General features: G+C 63.6%; 25 protein-coding genes. 14 read left to right on the top strand and 11 right to left on the bottom strand.

What is annotated here, in order from left to right:
- Positions 1-7: 7 nt before the first annotated feature.
- Entirely contained in the window at positions 8-931 is a 924-nt protein-coding gene (locus NKJ11_RS02745; RefSeq protein WP_352440007.1) for a LysR substrate-binding domain-containing protein, read from the bottom strand.
- Between the two features lie 119 nt (positions 932-1,050).
- Here NKJ11_RS02745 and NKJ11_RS02740 point away from each other — a divergent pair, with 119 nt between their 5' ends.
- The 7 genes from NKJ11_RS02740 (at position 1,051) to NKJ11_RS02710 (ending at position 6,633) form a co-directional block, all read left to right on the top strand.
- Complete coding sequence (locus tag NKJ11_RS02740) at positions 1,051-2,349, top strand: MFS transporter (RefSeq protein WP_352609403.1); 1,299 nt, start codon at positions 1,051-1,053, stop codon at positions 2,347-2,349.
- A gap of 144 nt (positions 2,350-2,493) precedes the next feature.
- Positions 2,494-3,678 carry a cell wall hydrolase gene (locus NKJ11_RS02735; protein ID WP_352609405.1) on the top strand — a complete coding sequence of 395 codons (1,185 nt, stop codon included), beginning with the start codon at positions 2,494-2,496 and terminating at the stop codon, positions 3,676-3,678.
- A 254-nt stretch (positions 3,679-3,932) separates the two neighbouring features.
- Positions 3,933-4,340 (top strand): AtpZ/AtpI family protein, encoded by a 408-nt coding sequence (locus NKJ11_RS02730; RefSeq protein WP_023808678.1) that lies wholly within the window; start codon positions 3,933-3,935, stop codon positions 4,338-4,340.
- A 59-nt stretch (positions 4,341-4,399) separates the two neighbouring features.
- Positions 4,400-5,158, top strand: coding sequence for a F0F1 ATP synthase subunit A (locus tag NKJ11_RS02725; RefSeq protein WP_023808677.1), 759 nt, complete (start codon positions 4,400-4,402; stop codon positions 5,156-5,158).
- An 85-nt stretch (positions 5,159-5,243) separates the two neighbouring features.
- Positions 5,244-5,468 (top strand): F0F1 ATP synthase subunit C, encoded by a 225-nt coding sequence (locus NKJ11_RS02720; protein WP_006206606.1) that lies wholly within the window; start codon positions 5,244-5,246, stop codon positions 5,466-5,468.
- Between the two features lie 63 nt (positions 5,469-5,531).
- Entirely contained in the window at positions 5,532-6,131 is a 600-nt protein-coding gene (locus NKJ11_RS02715) for a F0F1 ATP synthase subunit B (protein ID WP_023808676.1), read from the top strand.
- Between the two features lie 10 nt (positions 6,132-6,141).
- Positions 6,142-6,633, top strand: a complete 492-nt coding sequence (locus NKJ11_RS02710; protein WP_023808675.1) for a F0F1 ATP synthase subunit B — start codon at positions 6,142-6,144, stop codon at positions 6,631-6,633.
- A 131-nt stretch (positions 6,634-6,764) separates the two neighbouring features.
- Here NKJ11_RS02710 and rnhB read toward each other — a convergent pair whose 3' ends face one another.
- Positions 6,765-7,460 (bottom strand): ribonuclease HII, encoded by a 696-nt coding sequence (gene rnhB / locus NKJ11_RS02705; RefSeq protein ID WP_127290952.1) that lies wholly within the window; start codon positions 7,458-7,460, stop codon positions 6,765-6,767.
- A gap of 151 nt (positions 7,461-7,611) precedes the next feature.
- Entirely contained in the window at positions 7,612-8,766 is a 1,155-nt protein-coding gene (locus NKJ11_RS02700) for a PA0069 family radical SAM protein (RefSeq protein WP_023808673.1), read from the bottom strand.
- A 149-nt stretch (positions 8,767-8,915) separates the two neighbouring features.
- Here NKJ11_RS02700 and NKJ11_RS02695 point away from each other — a divergent pair, with 149 nt between their 5' ends.
- Together NKJ11_RS02695 and NKJ11_RS02690 are read left to right on the top strand one after the other, a co-directional pair.
- Entirely contained in the window at positions 8,916-9,440 is a 525-nt protein-coding gene (locus NKJ11_RS02695) for a glycosyltransferase (RefSeq protein WP_023808672.1), read from the top strand.
- 143 nt (positions 9,441-9,583) lie between these two features.
- A complete protein-coding gene (locus NKJ11_RS02690; RefSeq protein WP_352792666.1) occupies positions 9,584-10,558 on the top strand; it encodes a hypothetical protein in 975 nt (324 codons plus the stop codon).
- A gap of 7 nt (positions 10,559-10,565) precedes the next feature.
- Here NKJ11_RS02690 and NKJ11_RS02685 read toward each other — a convergent pair whose 3' ends face one another.
- The 7 genes from NKJ11_RS02685 to NKJ11_RS02655 all read right to left on the bottom strand — a co-directional run bounded on the left by NKJ11_RS02685 (position 10,566) and on the right by NKJ11_RS02655 (position 14,868).
- Positions 10,566-10,988 carry a GFA family protein gene (locus NKJ11_RS02685; RefSeq protein ID WP_023808670.1) on the bottom strand — a complete coding sequence of 141 codons (423 nt, stop codon included), beginning with the start codon at positions 10,986-10,988 and terminating at the stop codon, positions 10,566-10,568.
- A gap of 137 nt (positions 10,989-11,125) precedes the next feature.
- Complete coding sequence (gene moaB / locus NKJ11_RS02680) at positions 11,126-11,680, bottom strand: molybdenum cofactor biosynthesis protein B (protein ID WP_023808669.1); 555 nt, start codon at positions 11,678-11,680, stop codon at positions 11,126-11,128.
- Positions 11,667-12,566, bottom strand: coding sequence for a 4-(cytidine 5'-diphospho)-2-C-methyl-D-erythritol kinase (locus NKJ11_RS02675; protein WP_023808668.1), 900 nt, complete (start codon positions 12,564-12,566; stop codon positions 11,667-11,669). Before NKJ11_RS02675 ends, moaB begins: the two co-directional genes overlap by 14 nt.
- 20 nt (positions 12,567-12,586) lie before the next feature.
- Positions 12,587-12,772, bottom strand: coding sequence for a membrane protein (locus NKJ11_RS02670; protein ID WP_023808667.1), 186 nt, complete (start codon positions 12,770-12,772; stop codon positions 12,587-12,589).
- A gap of 128 nt (positions 12,773-12,900) precedes the next feature.
- On the bottom strand, positions 12,901-13,764 hold the full coding sequence (locus NKJ11_RS02665) for a S49 family peptidase (RefSeq protein WP_352792665.1): 864 nt from the start codon (positions 13,762-13,764) through the stop codon (positions 12,901-12,903).
- 79 nt (positions 13,765-13,843) lie between these two features.
- Entirely contained in the window at positions 13,844-14,644 is an 801-nt protein-coding gene (locus NKJ11_RS02660) for a tRNA1(Val) (adenine(37)-N6)-methyltransferase (protein WP_352674095.1), read from the bottom strand.
- Entirely contained in the window at positions 14,644-14,868 is a 225-nt protein-coding gene (locus NKJ11_RS02655) for a putative signal transducing protein (protein ID WP_063167652.1), read from the bottom strand. The genes NKJ11_RS02660 and NKJ11_RS02655 overlap by 1 nt, the downstream gene beginning before the upstream one ends.
- Before the next feature lie 221 nt (positions 14,869-15,089).
- Here NKJ11_RS02655 and NKJ11_RS02650 point away from each other — a divergent pair, with 221 nt between their 5' ends.
- Positions 15,090-16,106: a polyprenyl synthetase family protein gene (locus NKJ11_RS02650; protein ID WP_027035988.1), complete on the top strand. Its 1,017-nt coding sequence runs from the start codon at positions 15,090-15,092 to the stop codon at positions 16,104-16,106.
- 21 nt (positions 16,107-16,127) lie between these two features.
- Here NKJ11_RS02650 and NKJ11_RS02645 read toward each other — a convergent pair whose 3' ends face one another.
- Positions 16,128-17,564 (bottom strand): MFS transporter, encoded by a 1,437-nt coding sequence (locus NKJ11_RS02645; protein WP_352792664.1) that lies wholly within the window; start codon positions 17,562-17,564, stop codon positions 16,128-16,130.
- 100 nt (positions 17,565-17,664) lie between these two features.
- Between NKJ11_RS02645 and NKJ11_RS02640 the strand changes: the two genes are divergently transcribed.
- From NKJ11_RS02640 to NKJ11_RS02625, 4 genes are all read left to right on the top strand, one after another.
- Positions 17,665-18,267 (top strand): TetR/AcrR family transcriptional regulator, encoded by a 603-nt coding sequence (locus NKJ11_RS02640; protein ID WP_352792663.1) that lies wholly within the window; start codon positions 17,665-17,667, stop codon positions 18,265-18,267.
- 75 nt (positions 18,268-18,342) lie between these two features.
- On the top strand, positions 18,343-19,011 hold the full coding sequence (locus tag NKJ11_RS02635) for a GntR family transcriptional regulator (protein ID WP_127290934.1): 669 nt from the start codon (positions 18,343-18,345) through the stop codon (positions 19,009-19,011).
- Between the two features lie 107 nt (positions 19,012-19,118).
- Positions 19,119-19,712, top strand: a complete 594-nt coding sequence (locus tag NKJ11_RS02630; protein WP_352609411.1) for a biotin transporter BioY — start codon at positions 19,119-19,121, stop codon at positions 19,710-19,712.
- Entirely contained in the window at positions 19,709-20,152 is a 444-nt protein-coding gene (locus NKJ11_RS02625; RefSeq protein WP_352792662.1) for a DUF1284 domain-containing protein, read from the top strand. The genes NKJ11_RS02630 and NKJ11_RS02625 overlap by 4 nt, the downstream gene beginning before the upstream one ends.
- Positions 20,153-20,390 lie beyond the last annotated feature (238 nt).

Raw genomic sequence — 20,390 nt, 5'->3', positions numbered from 1 at the left:
TTCATGATCACGCCACGTTGCGCAGGCCGTTGTCGCTGACCCGCGCATTTTCGGGCAGCGCTTGCCGTGCGGCGTCCAGCAGGATATCGCCGAGGCGGGCCGCCACCGGCTCCGCCTCGGCGTCCTTGCGATGCAGGAACAACGCCATCTTGGGCAGGGCGGGCAATCCGGCGATCTCCGGCGTCATTGCGCTGACGCTGGCCGGCAGGCCGATGTCGGTGCGGATCGTCAGCCCCAGCCCCGCAGCAACCGCGGCCCAGATGCCGCCAAGGCTTGGGCTGGAAAAGGCCATCCGCCACGACAGGCCGGCACGGTCGAGCGTTTCAGTTGCAACCGTACGCAAAAGGCATGGCGCCTCGAGCGCCACCAGCGGCAGTGGCTCACCGTGGCGCAGGCTGGTCTCGATGCGCTTTGCCGGCCCGATCCAACGCATCGGCACATCGGCGACATGCTGGCTGTAGGGCAGCGTTTCGCCGCAGTGCCAGGCGAGCGCGATGTCGAGACTGCCTGACATGACCCTTTCGGCAAGGTCGTGGCTGCGTGCGATCCTGGCTTCGATCTTGACCTTGGGGTGCGCCCGGGCAAATCGGCCGAGCACGTCCGGCAGCACCGCCTCGCCGAAATCTTCCTGCAAGCCGAGCCGTACCCAGCCTTCCAACTCGACATCATGGATGGCGGATGCCGCCTCGTCATTCAATTCGATCAGCCGGCGCGCATAGCCGAGCATAGTCTCGCCGGCCTCGGTCAAAGCTAGGCCGCGTCCTGATTTGCGGAAGATCGGCGTCGCTGCCTGTTCTTCCAGTTTCTTCAATTGCGCGCTGACCGCCGACGTCGACCGGCCAAGCCGGTCAGCGGCCTTGGCAAAGCTACCCAGTTCCATACCGGTGACGAAACTGCGCAGGACGTCGAGGTCGAAAGTTACGCGTCGCATGTGTGAAGTCCCGATTTTCAGGATTGTATGTCAAAAACTTCCTGATTTTCAGGATGAAATTATGGCGGTAGGGACAGATCGTCAAGGCGGGACCACTGGCCAGCACGGGAAATGAAGTCATGTCCGCCATTGTCAATTGCGCCGACCGGCAGCCGTCAGAACTCCTGGAAGATACGGCAGCCGGTTCCGCCGAAAGGGTATTCAAGCCCGGCCATCGCTGGAAGGTTCTGGGCATCGGCGTCGCCGCCAATGCCGCCTTTTCGGCTACGTTCTCCGGCATCCCGGCGACGGCGGTCGTTCTTCGCCAGGGCTATCACCTGGGCAATGCCGAGCTCGGCCTGGCGCTCGGCCTTCTCGGGCTGGGGGTCGCGCTCAGCGAACTGCCCTGGGGCCTGCTCACCGATCGCTGGGGCGATCGCCGCGTGCTCCTGATCGGGCTCGGCGCGACGGCGGTGTGGCTCCTGGTCATGGCGATGCTGGTTGTGCCGACAAAGGCCGGTACTCCCGGCGTCACGCTGCTCGCCGCGAGCCTGCTCATCACCGGACTGCTCGGCGGCAGCGTCAACGGTTCGAGCGGCCGCGCCATCATGGGCTGGTTCCGGGAAAACGAGCGCGGCTTTGCAATGAGCATCAGGCAGACGGCGGTGCCGCTCGGCGGCGGCCTTGGCGCCCTCATACTGCCCTCGCTTGCTCTGGCTTTCGGCTTTGGCGCGGTGTTCGGGGTCCTGGCGGGTGCATCCGCTCTGTCTGCCCTGTTCGCCTGGCGCTGGCTGCACGAGCCGCCGACGGCGGGCAAGGATCATCTCGCTGCGGCTTCTGTGGCCGGACCGGCGCCGCTGCGCAATCGCGATGTTTGGCGTATCGCGACCGCCATCGGCCTGCTCTGCTTTCCGCAGGTGGCCGTGCTCACCTTCGCCTCCGTGTTCCTGCACGATTTCGTTGGATTGGGAACGGCGGCGATCAGCGCGAGCCTCGCCGCCGTTCAGATCGGCGCCATGGTCATGCGCATCTGGAGCGGCCGCTTCACCGACCGTCACGGCAACCGCCGCCAATTTCTTCGCTTGTGCAGCGCGTTCAGCGCCCTTGCCTTCGCCATGCTTTGGCTGCTGGTCCTGTTCGGCCCAACCGTTCCGGGCGGCCAGCTCATCTGCTTGGCGGTCCTTCCAGTCGTGCTTATTGTCGCAGGCATCTCCGTCTCCGCCTGGCACGGCGTCGCATACACCGAGCTTGCCACCCTTGCCGGCGCCAGCCATGTCGGGACCGCGCTCAGCCTTGCCAACACCTTTGTTTTTGTCGGCTTCTTCCTGGTGCCGGTGGCCATTCCGGGGCTCTTGCACCTCTGGTCCTGGTCCGGCGTCTGGCTGGCGGCCGCCATCTGCGCGCTGATCGCCCGGCCGATCTTCCTGCGTCCGGCCTGAATAGCCGGCCGCAAAATCGCCTGACTTCGCAACCACGACCTCGGGTCGGCCGGGAAAACCCGATCGAAGCCGTTAACGTCCCATCAAGGTTAATGCATCATTTTGCTCTCCAGTGGGGTCAGTCGCGTTCCTGGAGAGTGTTCCGTGCATCGACGTGTGTTGAAGCGGCTGGTTGCCGCCGCCGGTGAGAGAAAACGTGGCTTTCTGGCTCCGCTCGTCATCGGTTTCGGCATCTGGATCGGCTTTCCGACGGTCGCCGCCTATCAGGACATGACGAGCCTGGTTTCCGGCCTCGAAGCATCGAGCACGCGCTGGAATTCCTATGTCGAGAAATCCGTCGCCGGCTCCACCCATGCGGCCGAGATGCCCTTTGTCGATTCCGATGTCACCGGCTCCATCTCCGGATCGGGTGTCCACCTGGCCGGTGTCGGCAACGTGTCGTTTCGCGGCAAGGGCGGCAAGGTCAGCGGCACGCCCGATGAGGACCGCGTCGTGCGCGCCGAGAAGAAAGGGCGCATCGTCCAGATGTCTCCCGTCGCACCGCCGAAGAACTTCAACGCCGGCTCGATCTTCGAGCGCACCTCCTCCTTGCTGCGGCCCAGCATGGACAGCGGCCTGAAAATGGCTTTCGCCAAGCCGCAGATCAAAGGCAAGGAAATCCAGATCGCCGCGGCATTCCATGCGCGCGAGGACAAGAAGCCGGATCCCGGCGTGCCGGCCATGCTGGCAGCGCTGGTCAACAACGACCATCCAGACGTGCTGGCCACCGCCTACGCGCAGTCCGAGCCTGATTATGCCAAGGCATCGCCCTTCGAAGCCCTGCTTCAGGACGAGCAGCCCAATGAGGGCCGCTTCATTCCGCCGATGGCCAAGGGCGATCATTCGTGGATCCAGAACCCGCTGCCGGCGAGCGTCTTCTCCCAGAAGGAGCAGGCATGCCTTGCCAACGGCATCTATTTCGAGGCGAGGAGCGAATCCGTGCGCGGCCAGGCCGCCGTCGCCCAGGTCATCCTCAACCGCGTCCGCAATCCGACCTATCCGAATTCGATCTGCGGCGTCGTCTACCAGAACGACAGCTGGTTCAACCGCTGCCAATTCTCCTTCGCCTGCGACGGCAGGAAGAAGCGCATCGATAGCCCAGCCGCCTACAAGACCGCCCAGGAGATCGCCATGGCCGTCACTGCCGGCAAGATCTTCATCCCGGAGGTCGGATCGTCGACCCACTACTATGCCCAATATGTCCATCCCGGCTGGGCGCGCACGATGCAGAAGATGACCAAGATCGGCCTGCATATCTTCTATCGGACCTATGGCGGCGGCTGGAGCTGAGTGCAGAGCAGCCGCTGATCTTTGATGTGGCGCGCAGCCTATCGAAGAGCCATTGCGCAGGGGATTCGCGCCATGCATCCTCGTCATCATGGCGGGCACGATGTCGCACCTTTCTAATTGATTGATTTTATTGCCTAAAATACATGGCAATGAACTTCCGCCCGTGGCTTGACGGGCGCAAACCCTCTAACTATGTTGCCGGCGACTTTAGAAGCGGACGGACGGTGACGGTCTGACCGGGCAGGGGGGTTGCGATGGCCGACAAGAATGGGCCAGACGGAACCGGAAAAACCGGCCGCGGCAATCAGCATGAACCCGATATCCGCGACGACGATCTTGAGCGCCGCCGCCGTGACCTTGAAGCTTCGCTTGCGACAAGGCGGCCGGGCCGGCTCGAGGGGAAAGACGACGCGAAAGCGGGCAGTGTGGCCGGTTATGGTCAGGCGCTCAAACTCTCCAGCGAGTTTATCGCCGGGGTGGTGGTGGGTGCCGGCATCGGCTGGATCATCGACCGTCTGGCGGGGACATCGCCATGGGGTCTGATCGTGTTTCTGCTGCTTGGTTTTGGCGCCGGAGTGCTCAATGTGATGCGTTCCGCCGGCGTTGTGGCAGAATTTGGACAGGGCGATAAATCGCGCCGTGACCAAGACGACAAGAAATGACCGCGCTTCATGTGCGGTAATGGTAACGAGGCCGTACGCGGCATTGACGGGGTTTGAACGTGGCAGCTGACAAGGTCGATCCGATCCACCAGTTCCATATCAACAAGCTGATTCCGATCGACATCGGCGGCTATGACCTGTCTTTCACCAATTCGGCGCTGTTCATGGTCGCAACCGTGATCGTCGCGGCTGGATTCCTGTTTCTCACGACGTCGAGCCGCAGCCTGGTTCCCGGGCGGCTTCAGTCGGTCTCCGAGATGGCCTACGAGTTCGTCGGCAACATGTTGCGCGATGCCGCCGGCACGCAAGGCATGAAGTTCTTCCCTCTCGTGTTCTCGCTGTTCATGTTCGTGCTCGTCGCCAATCTGCTTGGCCTGTTCCCGTATTTCTTCACCGTCACCAGCCACATCATCGTCACCTTCGGCCTTGCTGTGCTGGTGATCGCAACCGTGGTCGTCTACGGCTTCATGAAGCATGGTTTTGGCTTCCTGAAACTGTTCGTGCCGCATGGCGTGCCGGTCTTCCTGCTGCCACTGGTGGTGCTGATCGAAGTGATCTCCTTCGTGTCGCGCCCGGTCAGCCTCTCGGTTCGTCTGTTCGCCAACATGCTCGCCGGCCACATCACGCTGAAGGTGTTCTCCGGCTTCGTGGTCAGCCTGAGCGCGCTCGGCGCGGTCGGCGTCGCCGGCTCTATCCTGCCTCTGGCGATGGCGGTGGCGCTGACGGCACTGGAACTGCTGGTCGCCTTCCTGCAGGCCTACGTCTTTGCCGTGTTGACCTGCATGTATCTCAACGACGCCCTGCACCCCGGGCATTAGGTCCAAAAGTTTCCGGCCCAGGAATTTCCAACATTGGCGCCGGATGGAATCGCAACGGAATTTTAGATCCAAAGGAGTTGAACAAATGGACGCAGAAGCAGCAAAGTACATCGGCGCCGGCATCGCTTGCCTGGGCATGGGTGGCGCGGGCATTGGCCTCGGCAACATCTTCGGCAGCTACCTGGCGGGCGCTCTGCGCAACCCGTCGGCTGCCGATGGCCAGTTCGGCCGCCTGATCTTCGGCTTCGCCGTGACCGAAGCTCTGGGCATCTTCTCGCTTCTCATCGCGCTTCTGGCCCTGTTCGGCTGAGCACTCGGGAAGATTGGACAGGCCGGCCGCGCAAGCGGCGGGCCTGAATTTCGGGGATAGTCCATGTTCGTGACATCTGCCTTTGCGCAAGAGTCCGCGCCATCAGCCGATACCAGCCACGCTGCGACGGAAGGCGAAACGCATTCCGGCACCAGCGTGCCTGCTGAAGCGCATGGCACGTTTCCGCCATTCGATCCGGCGACGTTCCCGTCGCAGCTTCTGTGGCTGGCGATCACCTTCGGGCTGTTCTATCTCTTCCTGAAGCGGGTGGTGATGCCGCGCGTCGGCGGCATCATCGATGTCCGCAACGATCGCATCACGCAGGACCTTGATCAGGCGGCCAAGTTGAAGGGCGAGGCCGACGCCGCCGTTGCTGCCTACGAGCAGGAACTGGCGGAAGCCAAGACCAAGGCCAACGCGATCGGCCAGCAGGCCAACGACGCGGCCAAGGCCGAGGCCGACACCGCGCGCAAGAAGGTCGAGGCCGCGCTCGACGCCAAGCTTGGCGAAGCCGAAGCCCGCATTTCTTCCATCAAGGCCAATGCCATGAAGGAAGTCGGCAGCATCGCCGAGGATACCGCTTCGGCGATCGTCGAAGCCCTGGCTGGCGGCAAGGCCAGCAAGGCCGAGATCGCGGCCGCGGTCAAATCCGTGGCCCGGTGAGGAGCGCATCATGGATTACACATCTCTCGCGACGCTCTGGGCCACGGTTGCCCTGGTCATCTTCCTGGGCATTGCCGTCTACATCAAGGTGCCTCGCCTGATCGCCAAGGCGCTCGACGCCCGCGCCGCCAGGATCAGCAATGAACTGGACGAAGCACGCCGACTGCGCGAGGAGGCCCAGCAACTGCTTGGCCAGTATCAGCGCAAGCGCAAGGAAGCCGAGCAGGAGGCCGCCGACATCGTCGCCGCCGCCAAGCGCGAAGCCGATATGCTTGCCGCCGAGGCGCACAAGAAAACCGAGGACTATGTTGTCAGGCGCACCGCGCTTGCCGAACAGAAGATCGGCCAGGCCGAGCGTGACGCCATCAGCGAAGTCCGCGCCAGCGCCGTCGATATCGCCGTCGAGGCAGCGCGCGCGCTGCTTGCCGGCAAGATCGACGCCAAGGCCGGTGCCGATCTGTTCAAGGCTTCGCTTGCGGACGTGAAGTCGAAGCTGAACTGAGCCCTCACAGCCCTCATACAATTAAAGCCGCCCGGGCAACCTGGCGGCTTTTTTGCTTGGAGAGTGCGTGAGACGCTGAAGCGGTCAATCTCCCCACAAGGGGGAGATTGACTTGTCGCTGCTGCCGTTGCTCAATCCAGCCCAGCAAAGCTCTCTTCTTCGACCACTTCAGCGCCACCCAGCCTGAACGGCGAAAACGACACGCGATGCAGCCGCGCCACCGGGCCATGCGCTTCGATCGCGGTGCGATGGCGAACCGTGGCGTAGCCCATGTGGACTTCGAACCCGTAGCGGTCGTGATGATTGCCGCAGCCGCACATCATGCGGTCACGCATCACCTTGGCGACGATCGAGGCGGCAGCGATCGATTGCGAACGCTGGTCGCCCTTGATCAGCGCGCGCCCTTCACAAGGCAGCCCCGGCGGCACGTCGCGTCCATCAGCGAGGGCTAGTTTCGGTCGGACCGACAGTCCGACAAGGGCGCGCCGCATGGCTTCCAGGCTTGCCTTGAGGATGTTGCTGCCGTCGATGCCCTCGGCACTGATTGAGGCCATCGAGACCGCCTGCGCGGAGCCAAGAATTCGCAGGAACAAGGCCTCACGCTGCAAATGGCTGAGGCGTTTGGAATCGTCGAGGCCGTCCGGAATGTTGGCGGGATCAAGCACCACGGCCGCGGCGACCACCGGCCCGGCCAGGGGGCCACGGCCGGCCTCGTCCATCCCGGCGACCGGCCACAGGCCCTCCGCCATCGCCTTCGTCTCGAAGGAGAAGTCAGGCTTCTCGATGATCTCAAAGAGAGGCGGAGAATCAGAACGCGCGCGAGCCATGTTGCGGCGAGGTTCGCATCGGCTCTGATTCTCCGCAAGTCCCTCCGGGTCGGGTGGGGCGCCGGACCGGGAGGGCACCGTCTGCAGGCCGGGGCAGGCCGGACGGGATTCTGGTGCCGCGACGGATCAAACCACCGCGACGAATTGTCTCTCAAAGCAGCGTCAGCTGCACCTGGTCTTTCCCGGCGGCAACGAACTGGTCGGTCCGCAGCGTGCGCCGTTCGGCATTGAGGCCGAGCCGCTTGGCTGTGATCTCGAAGCGCCGGCCGATCTGCCAGGCGTAGGGACCGGCGCCCTTCATGCGCTTGCCCCATTCCGAATCGTAGTCCTTGCCGTCGCGCATCGAGCGGACCAGCGACATCACATGGCGGTAGCGGTCGGGATAATGGCGCAGCAGCCAATCCTTGAAGATCGGGCTGACCTCCAGCGGCAGGCGCAGGATCACGTAGCCCGCTTCGCGCGCGCCGGCCGCACGTGCGGAATCGAGGATGCGTTCCATCTCCGGATCGGTCAGGCCCGGAATGATAGGAGCCACCATGACCGACGCCGGAATGCCGGCATCCGAAAGCTGCCGGATCGCTTCCAGCCGCTTGGTCGGTGTCGACGCGCGCGGCTCCATGGTGCGCGCCAGCATACGGTCGAGCGTCGTCACCGACAGCGCCACCTTGGCGAGCCCGCGTTCGGCCATGCGTGACAGGATATCGATATCGCGCGTCACCAGAGCGGACTTTGTCACGATGCCGACTGGATGGCCGCGCGCTTCCAGCACTTCGAGAATTTCGCGCATGATCCGGTATTGCTTCTCGATCGGCTGGTAGGGGTCGGTGTTGGTGCCGATGGCGATGGTGCGCGGCTGGTAGCTGTCTTTCGAAAGCTCCTTGTCAAGCAAGCGCGCCGCATCAGGCTTGGCGAACAACTTCGATTCGAAATCGAGACCCGGCGACAGGCCCATGAACGCGTGCGTCGGGCGGGCAAAGCAATAGACGCAGCCATGCTCGCAGCCGCGATAGGGGTTGATGGAACGGTCGAAGGAAATGTCGGGCGATTCGTTGCGGGTGATGATTGTGCGCGGCTTCTCGACCTGCACTTCGGTCTTGAAGGGCGGCAGTTCCTCCAGCGAATTCCAGCCATCGTCGAACACGTGCCGGCTGACCGGCTCGAACCGGCCGGACGGATTGATACCCGCTGACCTGCCGCGGTTGCGGTCCGGGCGGACACGCATGCCGCTCTGCTCGACCATCGCGTTGGCCATCTCGGCTCTTCCTGCTCCGAAAGCTGCAATGTCGGCGCGCACGATCTGTTCCATTTTCGCCCGCTCCCAGGGACTGTCCATGTTGTGTCGAATCGCTCTGCTCATGAAATTATTCCTATTTCGTTGATAAGAACAAAGCAAGAACTTTCTATGGTGCGATGCAAAACTGGCGCTGTCGGGCGCTTTCCGCTATTCGGCTAAGGATGCTCAGTGTTCTCATCGAAACCCGCAACGACGAGGAGGGCCTCGCCCGCACGCTCGCCTCGTTGATTGGCGGCGCGGTCGAAGGCGTGGTGCGTGAAGTCATCGTCTGCGACACAGGCTCTACCGACCAGACGCATCATGTGGCCGAGCATGCCGGCTGTCAGTACGTGACGGGCGGTGTCGCTGCCGGCATCCGCCAGGCCAAGGGGGATTGGTTGCTGCTCCTGGAGCCGGGCGCGCGGCTGGTGGAGGGCTGGATCGATGAAGTTGTCGCCCATACGGCCAGGCAGACCATGGCGGCACGGTTTTCGCGCACGCGAGCCAGTCGCACGCCATTCCTGGCCCGGGTCTTTTCGGGAAACCGCGCCTTGGCCGACGGCTTGCTGATCAGCAAGCGTCAGGCGGCGGCCGCGGCCAAGAGTGCCGGCAGTGCCGAGGCCATCGCCCGCGGCCTCGCGACGAAGCGGCTCGACGCCGAAATCTGGATGGCGCCGGCCAAGCAGGAGCGCCGCCCCTCGACGTGATTTTTTGCAGTTGCTCAGGTCATTGTGCATTGCACAAAGTTTGACGCGGGGTTAGCTTCCGTTCAAGCGGGAATTGGGTTTGGGTCATGCCGAGAGGCGAGCACCGATGCGGCATCGGTGGTGCTCTCATAGCCGAGGACCCAATGAAGCTTTTAACCCCCGACACATCCGGCGCGGCCAGTCTCGAGGCCATTGCGCGCAACGGCAGCCTGCTGCGGCGCATCGCCGTGCGTATTCCAACCTATCTGACGGACCTGCGTGAGAACCCTGCCTGGCTGCCGATGTTCGTGTTGGCGCGCACCATGCCCGGACGCCGCATGCATTGGCTCGGCGCAAAGCGCGCCCGCCCGGTCGCCAATGCCGGGGATACGATGTTTGCCGGTGTCGAACGGGGAGCGGTCGTCGATGCGTTGCGCTCCGACGGGCTGTTCTCAGGCCTGGTCCTGCCGCCTGATATCCATGAAGAGATCGCCGACTTCGCCGGGCGCACGCCTTGCTTCGGCAATTTCGACCGCCGTCTCGAATTCATGCCGGGGGAACATGCCGAGGCCGAGAAACGCCTTGGCCGCTCGCTGCTTAGCGGGCATTTTTTCGAGCGCATCCTCGACTGCCCGGCGGCGCTTGCCATCCAGCGCGATCCGCTGCTTCTGGATATTGCCGCGCACTATCTCGGCGGCCAGGCGAAACTGATCACGACGCGGGTCTGGTGGAGTTTTCCCACAGGTGCCGCTTCGGATGCCGACAAGAACCTCGCCTCGCTCGGCAAGTATCATTTTGACCTCGACGACTGGCGCATGCTGAAATTCTTCTTCTACCTCAAGCCGGTCGACGCCGACACCGGTCCGCATGTCTATGTCAGGGGCAGCCACAAGCGCCGCAGCCTAAAGCATCAGCTTACCCTTCTGGTCGGCCATCCCGCGCAACAGGTTCTGGATGTCTATGGCGAGCAGAGCCCGGTGACGCTGACCGGCGAGGCCGGTCTCGGCTTCGTCGAGGACCCCTTTGGCTTTCATATGGGCACCGTGCCGGCACGCACGCCGCGACTGATGATGGAAGTCGGCTTCGGCGTATCGCCGCCGTCGCGCCGACGGTTTCATGGCGAGCCGGTCATCCGCTGAGAGCTGCCTATCCGAAGCTCATCTCGACAGGCGTCCAGTGAGCGCGGCGCCTGGCTTGGCGCTGTGCCCGGCTTTCGGCATCGAAGTCGACACGAGCCGGCTCCTGATTGAACCGCTCTCGGTCGTCCAGGGCGTTGATGATGACGATCGCCCTTGCGTCATCCTCTCCGGCGATTGCGGCGACATAGACGCCGCAATCCCGGCAGATCAAATAGTCGGCCGTCCTCAGCCCGAACTGATATTTTCGCAATCGCGCCTCATCCTTGACCGAGATGGTCAGTCTGCCGTCCGGATCGGCAATGGCGCGCGAACCATGTCTGACACAGAACGAGCATTGGCAGGCGCGAACTTCGATTTGCGATGGGTCGAGTTCGGTTGAAAATGCAAGGCGTATGTTGCCGCAATGGCATCCGCCGGTATGCGTGGTCATGGTTCTGCCTTGTCGTGATGGCGATGATCGCCTTCAGGCAAGGTACTTTTCCGAGGTTCGGTTTGGAATGGTGTTTCGAAGGCACCGGTGCTGTTCTGCCTGCAAAAGCGGCGTGGAACCGACGCTTTGCCTGGCTTTTACAAAGCCGATTTGCCGCGCCGTAAATGCTCGTCCAGGCGCGGCATGATCTCGACGAAGTTGCACGGCATGTGCCGGTAGTCGAGCTGCGCTTTCAGGATGCCGTCCCACGCGTCCTTGCAGGCGCCTGGCGAACCCGGCAGCACGAAGACGAAGGTGGCGTTGACGACGCCGCCGGTCGCCCGACTCTGGATCGTCGAGGTGCCGATCTTGTCGTAGGAAATCCGGTGGAACACTTCCGAAAAGCCATCCATGCGCTTTTCGAAGATCGGCTCCAGCGCGTCCGGCGTCACGTCACGGCCTGTGAAGCCGGTGCCGCCGGTGGTGATGACGACATCGATATTCTTGTCCTGTGACCACGCCAGAACCGTGTCGCGGATTTTCTCGCGGTCGTCGGTGACGATATTGCGGGCCGCCAGCAGATGGCCGGCCTCGGTGATGCGGTCGGCCAGCGTCTGGCCGGATTTGTCGTCGGCGAGGCTGCGCGTATCCGAAACGGTCAGCACCGCGATGCGCACGGGAATGAAGGAGCGGCTCTCGTCAATTCTGGCCATCTGCGCCCTCCGATGCGATGCTGCGCGTCGCGGCAACGAACCAGTCGGGCTGGCGGCCGCGGATTTCGGCGGCGGCGCGCTTGGCGACATTGCCGGTTTCGAACAGGCCGAAACATGTCGCGCCGGATCCCGACATCCGCGAGAACCCCGATCCGGCCTTGTTCAGCCAGGAAAGCGCCCTGCCGATTGCGGGTTGCACCTCCAGCGCCGCGGGCTCGAGATCGTTGCGGGTGATCTCCAGCCAGTTGCGCAGGCTGTGAAAATCGATGCTGCGCGGCAGCGGCGGCAAGGCCTCATTGTCGCGCCGGGAAAGCGCTGCAAAGACATCCGCCGTCGACACCGGGGTGCCTGGATTGACCAACACCAGGCCAAGCGCCGAAAAATCCGGCACCATCGACAGTTCATCGCCGATGCCACGCGCCACCAGCGGCTTTGCCGCCAGGCACATCGGCACATCGGCGCCAAGCGAAAGGCCGATCCGCGCCAGCTCGCTGCCATCGATGTCCAGCGCCCATGTCTCCACCAGTCCGCGCAGCACGGTCGCCGCGTCGCTCGAACCGCCGCCGACGCCGGAGGCTACCGGCAGGTTCTTTTCCAGCCGAATAGCGACCGGCGGTGTTCTCTCGTGCCCGGCTGTCTGCCGCAGGGCATCGCGCGCCTTGAGCACCAGATTGCTGGCGTCGAGAGGAACGGCCGGGGCGTAACGGCCGGATACGGTAAACTCATCGCCGTCGGCGGGCGCGATTTCGACCCTGTCGCCAAACCGTGTGAACACCGCCAGGCTCTCGATCAGATGATAGCCGTCAGGGCGCCTGCCGGTGACATGCAGCGCAAGATTGATTTTGGCGTGTGCGTGCCAGCTACGCGACCCGATGTCGGTGTCCACAATCGTCTGCGGGATGATGCTCAGTCCTTGGCCAGCCGGTATTCGCCGGTCTTCGGATCCTTGACCAAAGTGCCGATCGCGCCGTTGGCCGTTTGCTTTTCTGTGCGCCGCACCTTGGCGGTCACGCGCTCGGCTTCCCTAATGAAGGTGCGGTAGCCGAAATAGGCGGCAACGCCAACGACGGCGAAGAAAATGATCTGCGGCATGCCAAAACTCCTCCCACGCTGGGCCGGCGAAGGCGGCCGGTCGGGTAGGTTGATGCATGTCGACCCGCTTTTGGGAACACGACATGCATGAAACTCAAGCTCTCATGCTAGACGGTTTTGCCGGGTTTTCAAAGCCCGAAGCGAGACCACAATGCGCGCTCTTCCGCCGCATCGATCACGCCGCTGGCGGCAGCGGCTGCGATATCGGGCGCTGAAAAGCCCTTGCTTGAGCCGAACAGGCCGAAGCGGCTAAGGAAACCGCGCGGTGTCGTGATCAGCCTGAGTTGGGTTTTCGCCCCGAAACGGGTCTTGAGCACAGTGCGCATGTCGCCGAGCGCATCGACCAGCCCGAGTTCGAGGCCCTTGATGCCGGTCCAGAACAGGCCGGTGAACAGGTCCGGATCGTCCTTCAGTTTCGTGCCGCGCCGCTCCTTGACGAGGTCGATGAAGGTGCCGTGCACCTCGAGCTGCAGCGCTTTCAGGCGTTCGACGTCTTCCTTCTTCTCGGGCTTGAACGGATCGAGCACCGCCTTGTTCTGGCCAGCTGTGTGGACACGTCGCTCGATGCCGATCTTCTTCATCAGTTCCGGGAAGCCAAACGAAGCCGAGACCACACCGATCGACCCGACGATGGACGACGGGTCGGCGAAGATCTCGTCGCCGGCGACCGCGATCATGTAGCCGCCCGACGCCGCGACGTCCTCGACGAAGACCAGCACCTTTTTGTCCTTTTCCGTGGCCAGGTCACGGATGCGCTTGAAGATCAGCCGAGACTGCACCGGCGAGCCGCCCGGCGAATTGATCGAGATGGCGACCGCCGGCGCGTCGTAGGAAAACGCCTTCTCGATGAGGCCGGCGGTGGAAGCCAGCGACAGGCTCGGCCGAAACTGGCCACCGCCTGCCATGATGGTGCCGTGCAGCCGGATGACCGGAATAGTGACGGCGGTGGAGCGCCAGGATTTCGGCAGCAGGCGGTTGATAAGGCGTTTCACGAGGGCGCAGTCTCCGGTCGATGGGTTGCAGGCATGTAGGGATTTCCCGGCCAACGGCAATGTCGCCGGGCAGAATAGCTCAATCTCCGAACAGCGAGGCGAGGCCGTTGGCGATGATTTCGCTGCGCTCGTCGGGGCCGTTGCCTGATTGCGCGTGGAGCATCAGGGGCGGGCGTATGGCGAGCTTTCCCCGTGCCCCGAGCGCTGCCCGCACGACGATGCGGATCGCCGCCGCATCGGGACGAGGGTGGACGGCGAGCATCTCGGCATCGCCGAAGCGGCCTGTGATCGCATCGAGAATGGCGCCGAGCTGTTCGGGCCGGGCGATTACGGCGAGCCCGCCGCGCGGCTTGACCACCGCCGCCGCACTTCTGATCCAGCTCTCGAACAGCCCGTCCTCCATGACATGGGCTTCCTTTCGCAGGCGATCCGATGTGGCGCGGTCCCGGGGAGCATTGAAAGGCGGGTTCATGATGACGAAGTCGAAGTCGTTGTCGGCGAGGCCGGCGGCCGCCCGCGCCCGGCCCGATACGGTGACATCGGCGACCAGCACGGAGGCGCGATCGCTGAGATGGGCATTGCCGGGATGGGCAAGCGTCGCCGCCGCGAAGGCCGCCATTTCCGGCGCGCGTTCGACAAGCACCGCCTCTGCCGCCGGGCAGCGTGACAGCACCGCCAGTCCGGCAGCTCCGGCTCCCGCGCCGAAATCGGCCAGGCGCCTGCCAAAGGTCGATGGCACGGATGCCGCCAGCATCATCGCATCCATGCCGGCGCGATGGCCGCCCTGCTTGGGCTGGACGAGCCAGAACCGGCCGCGATGGAAAGCGTCGACCGTATGGGCCGGCGTGTCCGGGACAAGGGCGGCGGGCGCGGCGGACATTATTTTCCGCGGATTTCGTTGGCGATGCCGGCATCCCTGAGGATGCGCCGTGCCGCGTCGGCCTGGTCGGCATCGACCATGACGCGTTTCTGCAAAAGGCCGATCGACCCTTCGAGAATGCTCATATTCTGATCGGCGACAAAGCAGGCGATGCCGGCGTCGCGCATCAGCGATTCAACAAAGGAGATGATCACGGCATCGTTGGTGCGGACAAGTTCTATCATCGTATGAAACTCGCAGTTTGCGCTATTGATGTAAACGGGCAGGGGATTCCGAGGCAGAGCCCCGTTCCCTCTCGGGTCCCCGTTCCCTCTCGGGTCGTTGACATTCCGTCATCGACGCCGCGCCAATTCGCCACTTGCCGTGGCCATGTCCGCCGCCCTAGAGTCCATGCAGGGACTAAGGGTGCCGTCGCACGCTCTATACCAAGACGGGAGTGATTGTTGTGGGTGTCGTTCTCAACATCGAAAACGGGAAGCGGGAGCCCGCCTCCATCAAGGATCTGATCGATCTGACGGCGGCCGATATGGGACGCGTCAATGAATTGATCCTGTCCAAGGCCGGCTCCGACGTCGAGATGATCCCGGAGGTTGCCAACCATCTTATCTCCTCCGGCGGCAAGCGGCTGCGGCCGATGCTGACGCTCGCCGCCGCGCAGATGTTCGGCTATGCCGGCGAGGGCCACGTCAAGCTCGCCACCTCGGTCGAATTCATGCACACGGCGACTTTGCTGCACGACGATGTCGTCGACGAGAGCGGCATGCGCCGCGGCAAGAAGACCGCCCGCATGATCTGGGGCAACCAGGCGAGCGTGCTGGTCGGCGACTTCCTGCTCGGCCAGGCCTTCCGCATGATGGTCGATGTCGGTTCGCTCGAAGCGCTCGACATCCTGTCGAGTGCGGCCTCGATCATCGCCGAGGGCGAGGTCATGCAGCTTGCCGCCGCCAAGAACCTCGAAACCACCGAGGATGAGCATTTCGCCGTCATCAAGGCCAAGACCGCGGCGCTGTTTTCAGCCGCCGCCGAAGTCGGTCCGGTCATTGCCCAGGCGACGCGCAACGACCGTGCGGCGCTGCGCTCCTATGGCATGAACCTTGGCCTTGCCTTCCAGCTGATCGATGACGCGCTGGACTATGGCGGCACCAGCAAGGATCTGGGCAAGAATGTCGGCGACGATTTCCGCGAGGGCAAGGTGACACTGCCGGTCATCCTGGCCTATCGGCGCGGCACCAAGGCCGAGCGCACCTTCTGGAAGCGCGCCATCGAGGACAATGTCACCGATGACGCCGGCCTGGAAAAGGCGACCGGCCTGATGACCCGCCACGGCGCCATTGCCGACACGATCGGACGCGCCCGCCATTTCGGCGAGATCGCCCGCGACGCGCTGGCGCCGCTGGAAGCGACGCCGCAGAAATCGGCGCTGATCGACGTCATCGATTTCTGCATCAGCCGGGTGAACTGAGCGGCGTCACCCGGTTGCCGGCTACTTCCCCTTTCCCGGCAAAGCGAAGGCGGCCAGCAGGCTGACAAAGATGCCCGCCGCCGCCAGCCAGAAGGCGATCTGTATGCCGTCGGCTATCGCGGCCTTCAGTGCATCGCCGCTCAATCCGCCGACATGGCTGTTGGCGATCGCGATCAACGTCGCCATGCCGATCGCGTTGCCGATGTTGAGCGTCGTGCAGGCCATCCCCGAGGCGACGCCCTGTTCGTCGTGAGCCACGCCCGACGCGGCCGCGATCCACATGGCGGTCCAGACGATGCCCTGTCCGACACCGGAGATGATCAGCCCTGGAACGAGAGCCAGATAGAAGCTGTTGGCTGATGCTCCAAGGACCATCAGCGCCGTGCCGGCCGCCCCTATGACCATGCCGCCGACCAGGGTCGAGCGGGTTGAAAAGCGCGTTGCCAGGCGTTCACCGAGCTGCGTGCCGGCGGCGATGGCGATCGACGGCACCAGGAAGGCGAGGCCGGTTTCCAGCGCGGTAAAGCCATGCACGGTCTGCAACAGGACGGTGAGGAAATAGGGCAGGGCCCCGAACGTTCCCATGAACAGGAAGGTGATCGTCATGCCGGCGACGAGGCTGCGATTGCGGAACAGCCGCAGCGGCATCAGAGGGTCGGCGCTCCTTGCCTCTATCAGCGCGAAGGCGATGATGAAGATCGCTGCCAGCGCGGCGCTGGCGATGATCGCTGGCGAACCCCAGCCATATTCAGGTCCCTGGACCAGCGTGAAGACCAGCAGCGTGGCGCCTGCGGTGACGGTCAGCGCGCCCGGCAGATCGAAGTTGCGGTGCTCGCGCCGCTTGGGGTCGCGTGGAATGATGGCAAAAGCGGCGATGATGGCGAAGCCAGCCAGCAGCACATTGACGTAGAAGACCGACGACCAGCCGAAGGCGCCTGTCAGGAATCCACCGGCCAACGAGCCAAGGGTGAGCCCGCTCGCGCCGGCGCCGCCCCACACCGCCAGCGCCCGGTTGCGTTCCGGCCCTTCGGCGAACAGGCGATTGACCAGCGACAATGTCGCCGGAAACAGGAAGGCGGCGCCGATGCCTTGGACGGCACGCGCTGCGATGATGATCCCGGGCGACCAGGCGAGACCGCCGAGCAGGGATGACAGCGCATAGAGCCAGAGCGCGAAGATGAAAATGCGGCGCTGGCCGATGAGATCGGCGGCGCGGCCGCCGAACAATAGAAAGCCGCCGGTAAACACGGTGTAGGCGCTCACCACCCATTGCAAGGTCTGGCCGGAAAAGCCCAGCCCAGCCCCGATTTCGGGCAGCGCCACGAAGACGATGTTGATGTCGAGAGCGATGATAAGTTGGGCGAAGGCGAGCAATGCCAGCGTGGCGCCGCGCTTCGCGCCCGTTCCTCCCTGTGTCGCCGTGGCGCCGAACGGCACCCCTTGATCGAGTGTGCTCATGCCAATCTCCTTTTGATTCTTGATCGATCGACAAAGAATTGAATTTGCAATCCTGAGTCAAGCGGATTATTTGTTGATCGATAAAGAAATGGAGACTGCGATGGCGGGACGGCCAAGGGAGTTCGACAGAGCCCAGGCTCTGCAGAAAGCGCGCGATGCCTTCTGGACGCGCGGCTACGAGGGCACCTCGATGGCCGACCTGGTGTCCATGCTTGGCCTGGCATCGGCGCGGATCTATGCCGCCTTTGGCTCGAAGGAGGGGCTGTTTCGGGAGGCCGTTGTTCTCTACGAAACCAGCGAAGGAAGCTTCGCCACCAGTGCGCTAGCCGAGGAGCCGACCGCAAGGCTATTTGTCGAAAGGCTGCTGCGCAATGCTATCGATATCTATACGAGGCCGGATCTGCCGAAGGGCTGCATGGTTGTCTCGGCCGCCACCAACTGCGCCACTGAAAATGACGGCGTGCTGCATTGGCTGGCCGAGCGTCGCCTGGCGCGCAATGCATTGATTGTCGAGCGCCTGAGAAAGGGCGTTCGCGACGGCGACCTCAAGCCGGATACTGATCCGGAAGCGCTTGGCGACTACTACACCACGCTGTTGTTTGGCCTCTCTGTGCAGGCGCGCGACGGGGTGCCGAAGAAGCGGCTGCATGACCTGATCACCGTGGCGATGCCTGCACTCGACGGTTTCGTCTCGCAGCCTTGAGTCTTGCTTCTGGCGCCTCGCGATTTCGACTGCAATTGGCTCGACAAGCTGCCCTGCCGCAAATTATCTATAAACATGGCAAAGGGCACGGACGACACCATCGCGGTGCGCATCAGCAAGGTTCTGGCGGACCGCATCATTTCCGGTGCGATCGAGCCAGGGGCCAGGCTTCGGCAGGATCATATCGCCGAGGAATTCCAAACCAGCCATGTTCCGGTGCGCGAGGCCTTCCGCCGTCTCGAGGCGCAGGGACTGGCCATCGGCGAGCCGCGCCGCGGCGTGCGTGTCGCGTCTTTCGATCTGGGCGAGGTCAAGGAGGTCGCCGAAATGCGGGCAGCACTCGAAGTGCTGGCGCTGCGCCACGCCGCGCCGCATCTGACATCGGCCATTCTCGATCTCGCCGAGGAGGCGACCAAGGCCGGCGACAAGTCCCGCGATGTCAGGTCGTGGGAAGAGGCCAACCGCGCCTTCCACCGCTTGATCCTGTCGCCATGCGGCATGCCGCGCCTGCTCGCGACCATCGACGACCTGCACGCGGCAAGCGCCCGTTTCCTGTTCGCGGCATGGCGGTCGGAGTGGGAGACGCGCACCGATCAGGACCATCGCGCGATCCTCACCGCCTTGCGGCAGGGAAACACCGAATCCGCGGCCGTCACACTGGGGCGGCACGTCCAATGGATTGGCCGCAAGCCGGTCAGGACGGCTTCCGGAACGACGCGCGAAGCTTTTGCCATCGTGGGTTAGACGGCCTCCGCCAAAGCCAGGGCTTGCAATCCCCAGGGAAGTGTGGATTCGATAATAGATCGAAAACAGAAATTATCTATAATTTGCAATCGATCGAAGGAATCCCAATGACAGACGTCGCATTCTCACCCGGCAAGCCGTCGTTCAGTCCGCTCCGGCTCCAGGATCGTTCTCTTGCCTGGCAGGTTGGAGCCGTCGTGCTTGGCACGCTGTTCCTGGCGCTGGCGTCCTATATCGAGGTGCCGATGGTGCCGGTCCCGGTAAACATGCAGACCTTTGCGGTGACCCTGATCGGCGCCCTCTATGGCTGGCGGCTTGGCGCGCTGACCATCGTCGCCTGGCTGGTCGAGGGGGCCATCGGCTTGCCGGTTCTGTCCGGAGGGGTAGGGGGCGCGTCGTATTTCGTCGGGCCGACGGGTGGCTATCTCTTCGCCTTCCCGCTTGTCGGCGCGCTGGTCGGCTGGCTGGCCGAACGCGGCTGGAACGGCAAAAGGGTGATGCTTGCCTTCGTCGCCATGCTGCTTGGCAACCTTGCCTGCCTTGTGCTTGGCACAGCATGGCTTGCCATCATGATTGGAGCCGAACAGGCCGTTGCCTTCGGCTTCCTGCCGTTCATCGTCGGCGGCTTGCTCAAGTCAGCGCTGGGTGCCGCGACCCTCATGGCCCTTCCCGGCGGCAAGGCGAAGCCGGCCAATCCGTGACGATCAGGCTGCGCGCCCATCACCTTCTTTGCCTGCTCACCTATGTGGGCAAGGGATACAGCCCCGCCTTCATCGCCAATTATGATCGCGTCGCGGAGCGCCTGAGCCGGGGCGAGGACATCCTCCTCGTTTCCGGCCCCGACGATGTCTGCGCTCCACTGCTCGACGAGCCGGAACCTCACTGCTTCAACGAGAGCGTCGTCGAGCGGGACCGGCTCGCCGCGCTGGATGTAGAGGAATTGCTGGCGCGGCCAATCCGTGTCGGCACCCACCTCGATCTCGACACGGGGACCTTAGCCCGGATGCGGCAGGCGTTTTCGGCTGGCCTTGTACGCAAGGCCTGCGGCGGCTGCGAATGGAACGAACTGTGCAGCACGATAGCGGCCGGTGGACATAGCGACGCGCTGGTGCAGCGGTCCGCGTCGCCAGCCGAGGGCTGATATTGGCCCCGAGCCTTAGCGGTCGAAGCCGAGCTCAAGGGTCGAAGCTGTGATATATTCGGCGCTGCGCAGGGCCATGGCCGAAATTCAAATCGGAAAACTGCCCCCTGTCGCAATGGTTTGTTAATCGGGTGCCCGGATTGTGAATTCGAGGCGGATTGAAGCGCGACCCCAAAAAGGCCATGCTTTGCCTGGAAAGATCGAGTCTACGCCGATCCCGCTGACGCGGAGATGGCGC

Source organism: Mesorhizobium sp. M0243, from assembly GCF_040321775.1.
In the GTDB taxonomy this organism is placed as follows: domain Bacteria; phylum Pseudomonadota; class Alphaproteobacteria; order Rhizobiales; family Rhizobiaceae; genus Mesorhizobium.
Note: the sequence above shows the minus strand (reverse complement) of the source record. Positions and strands in the feature narration are given on the sequence as shown.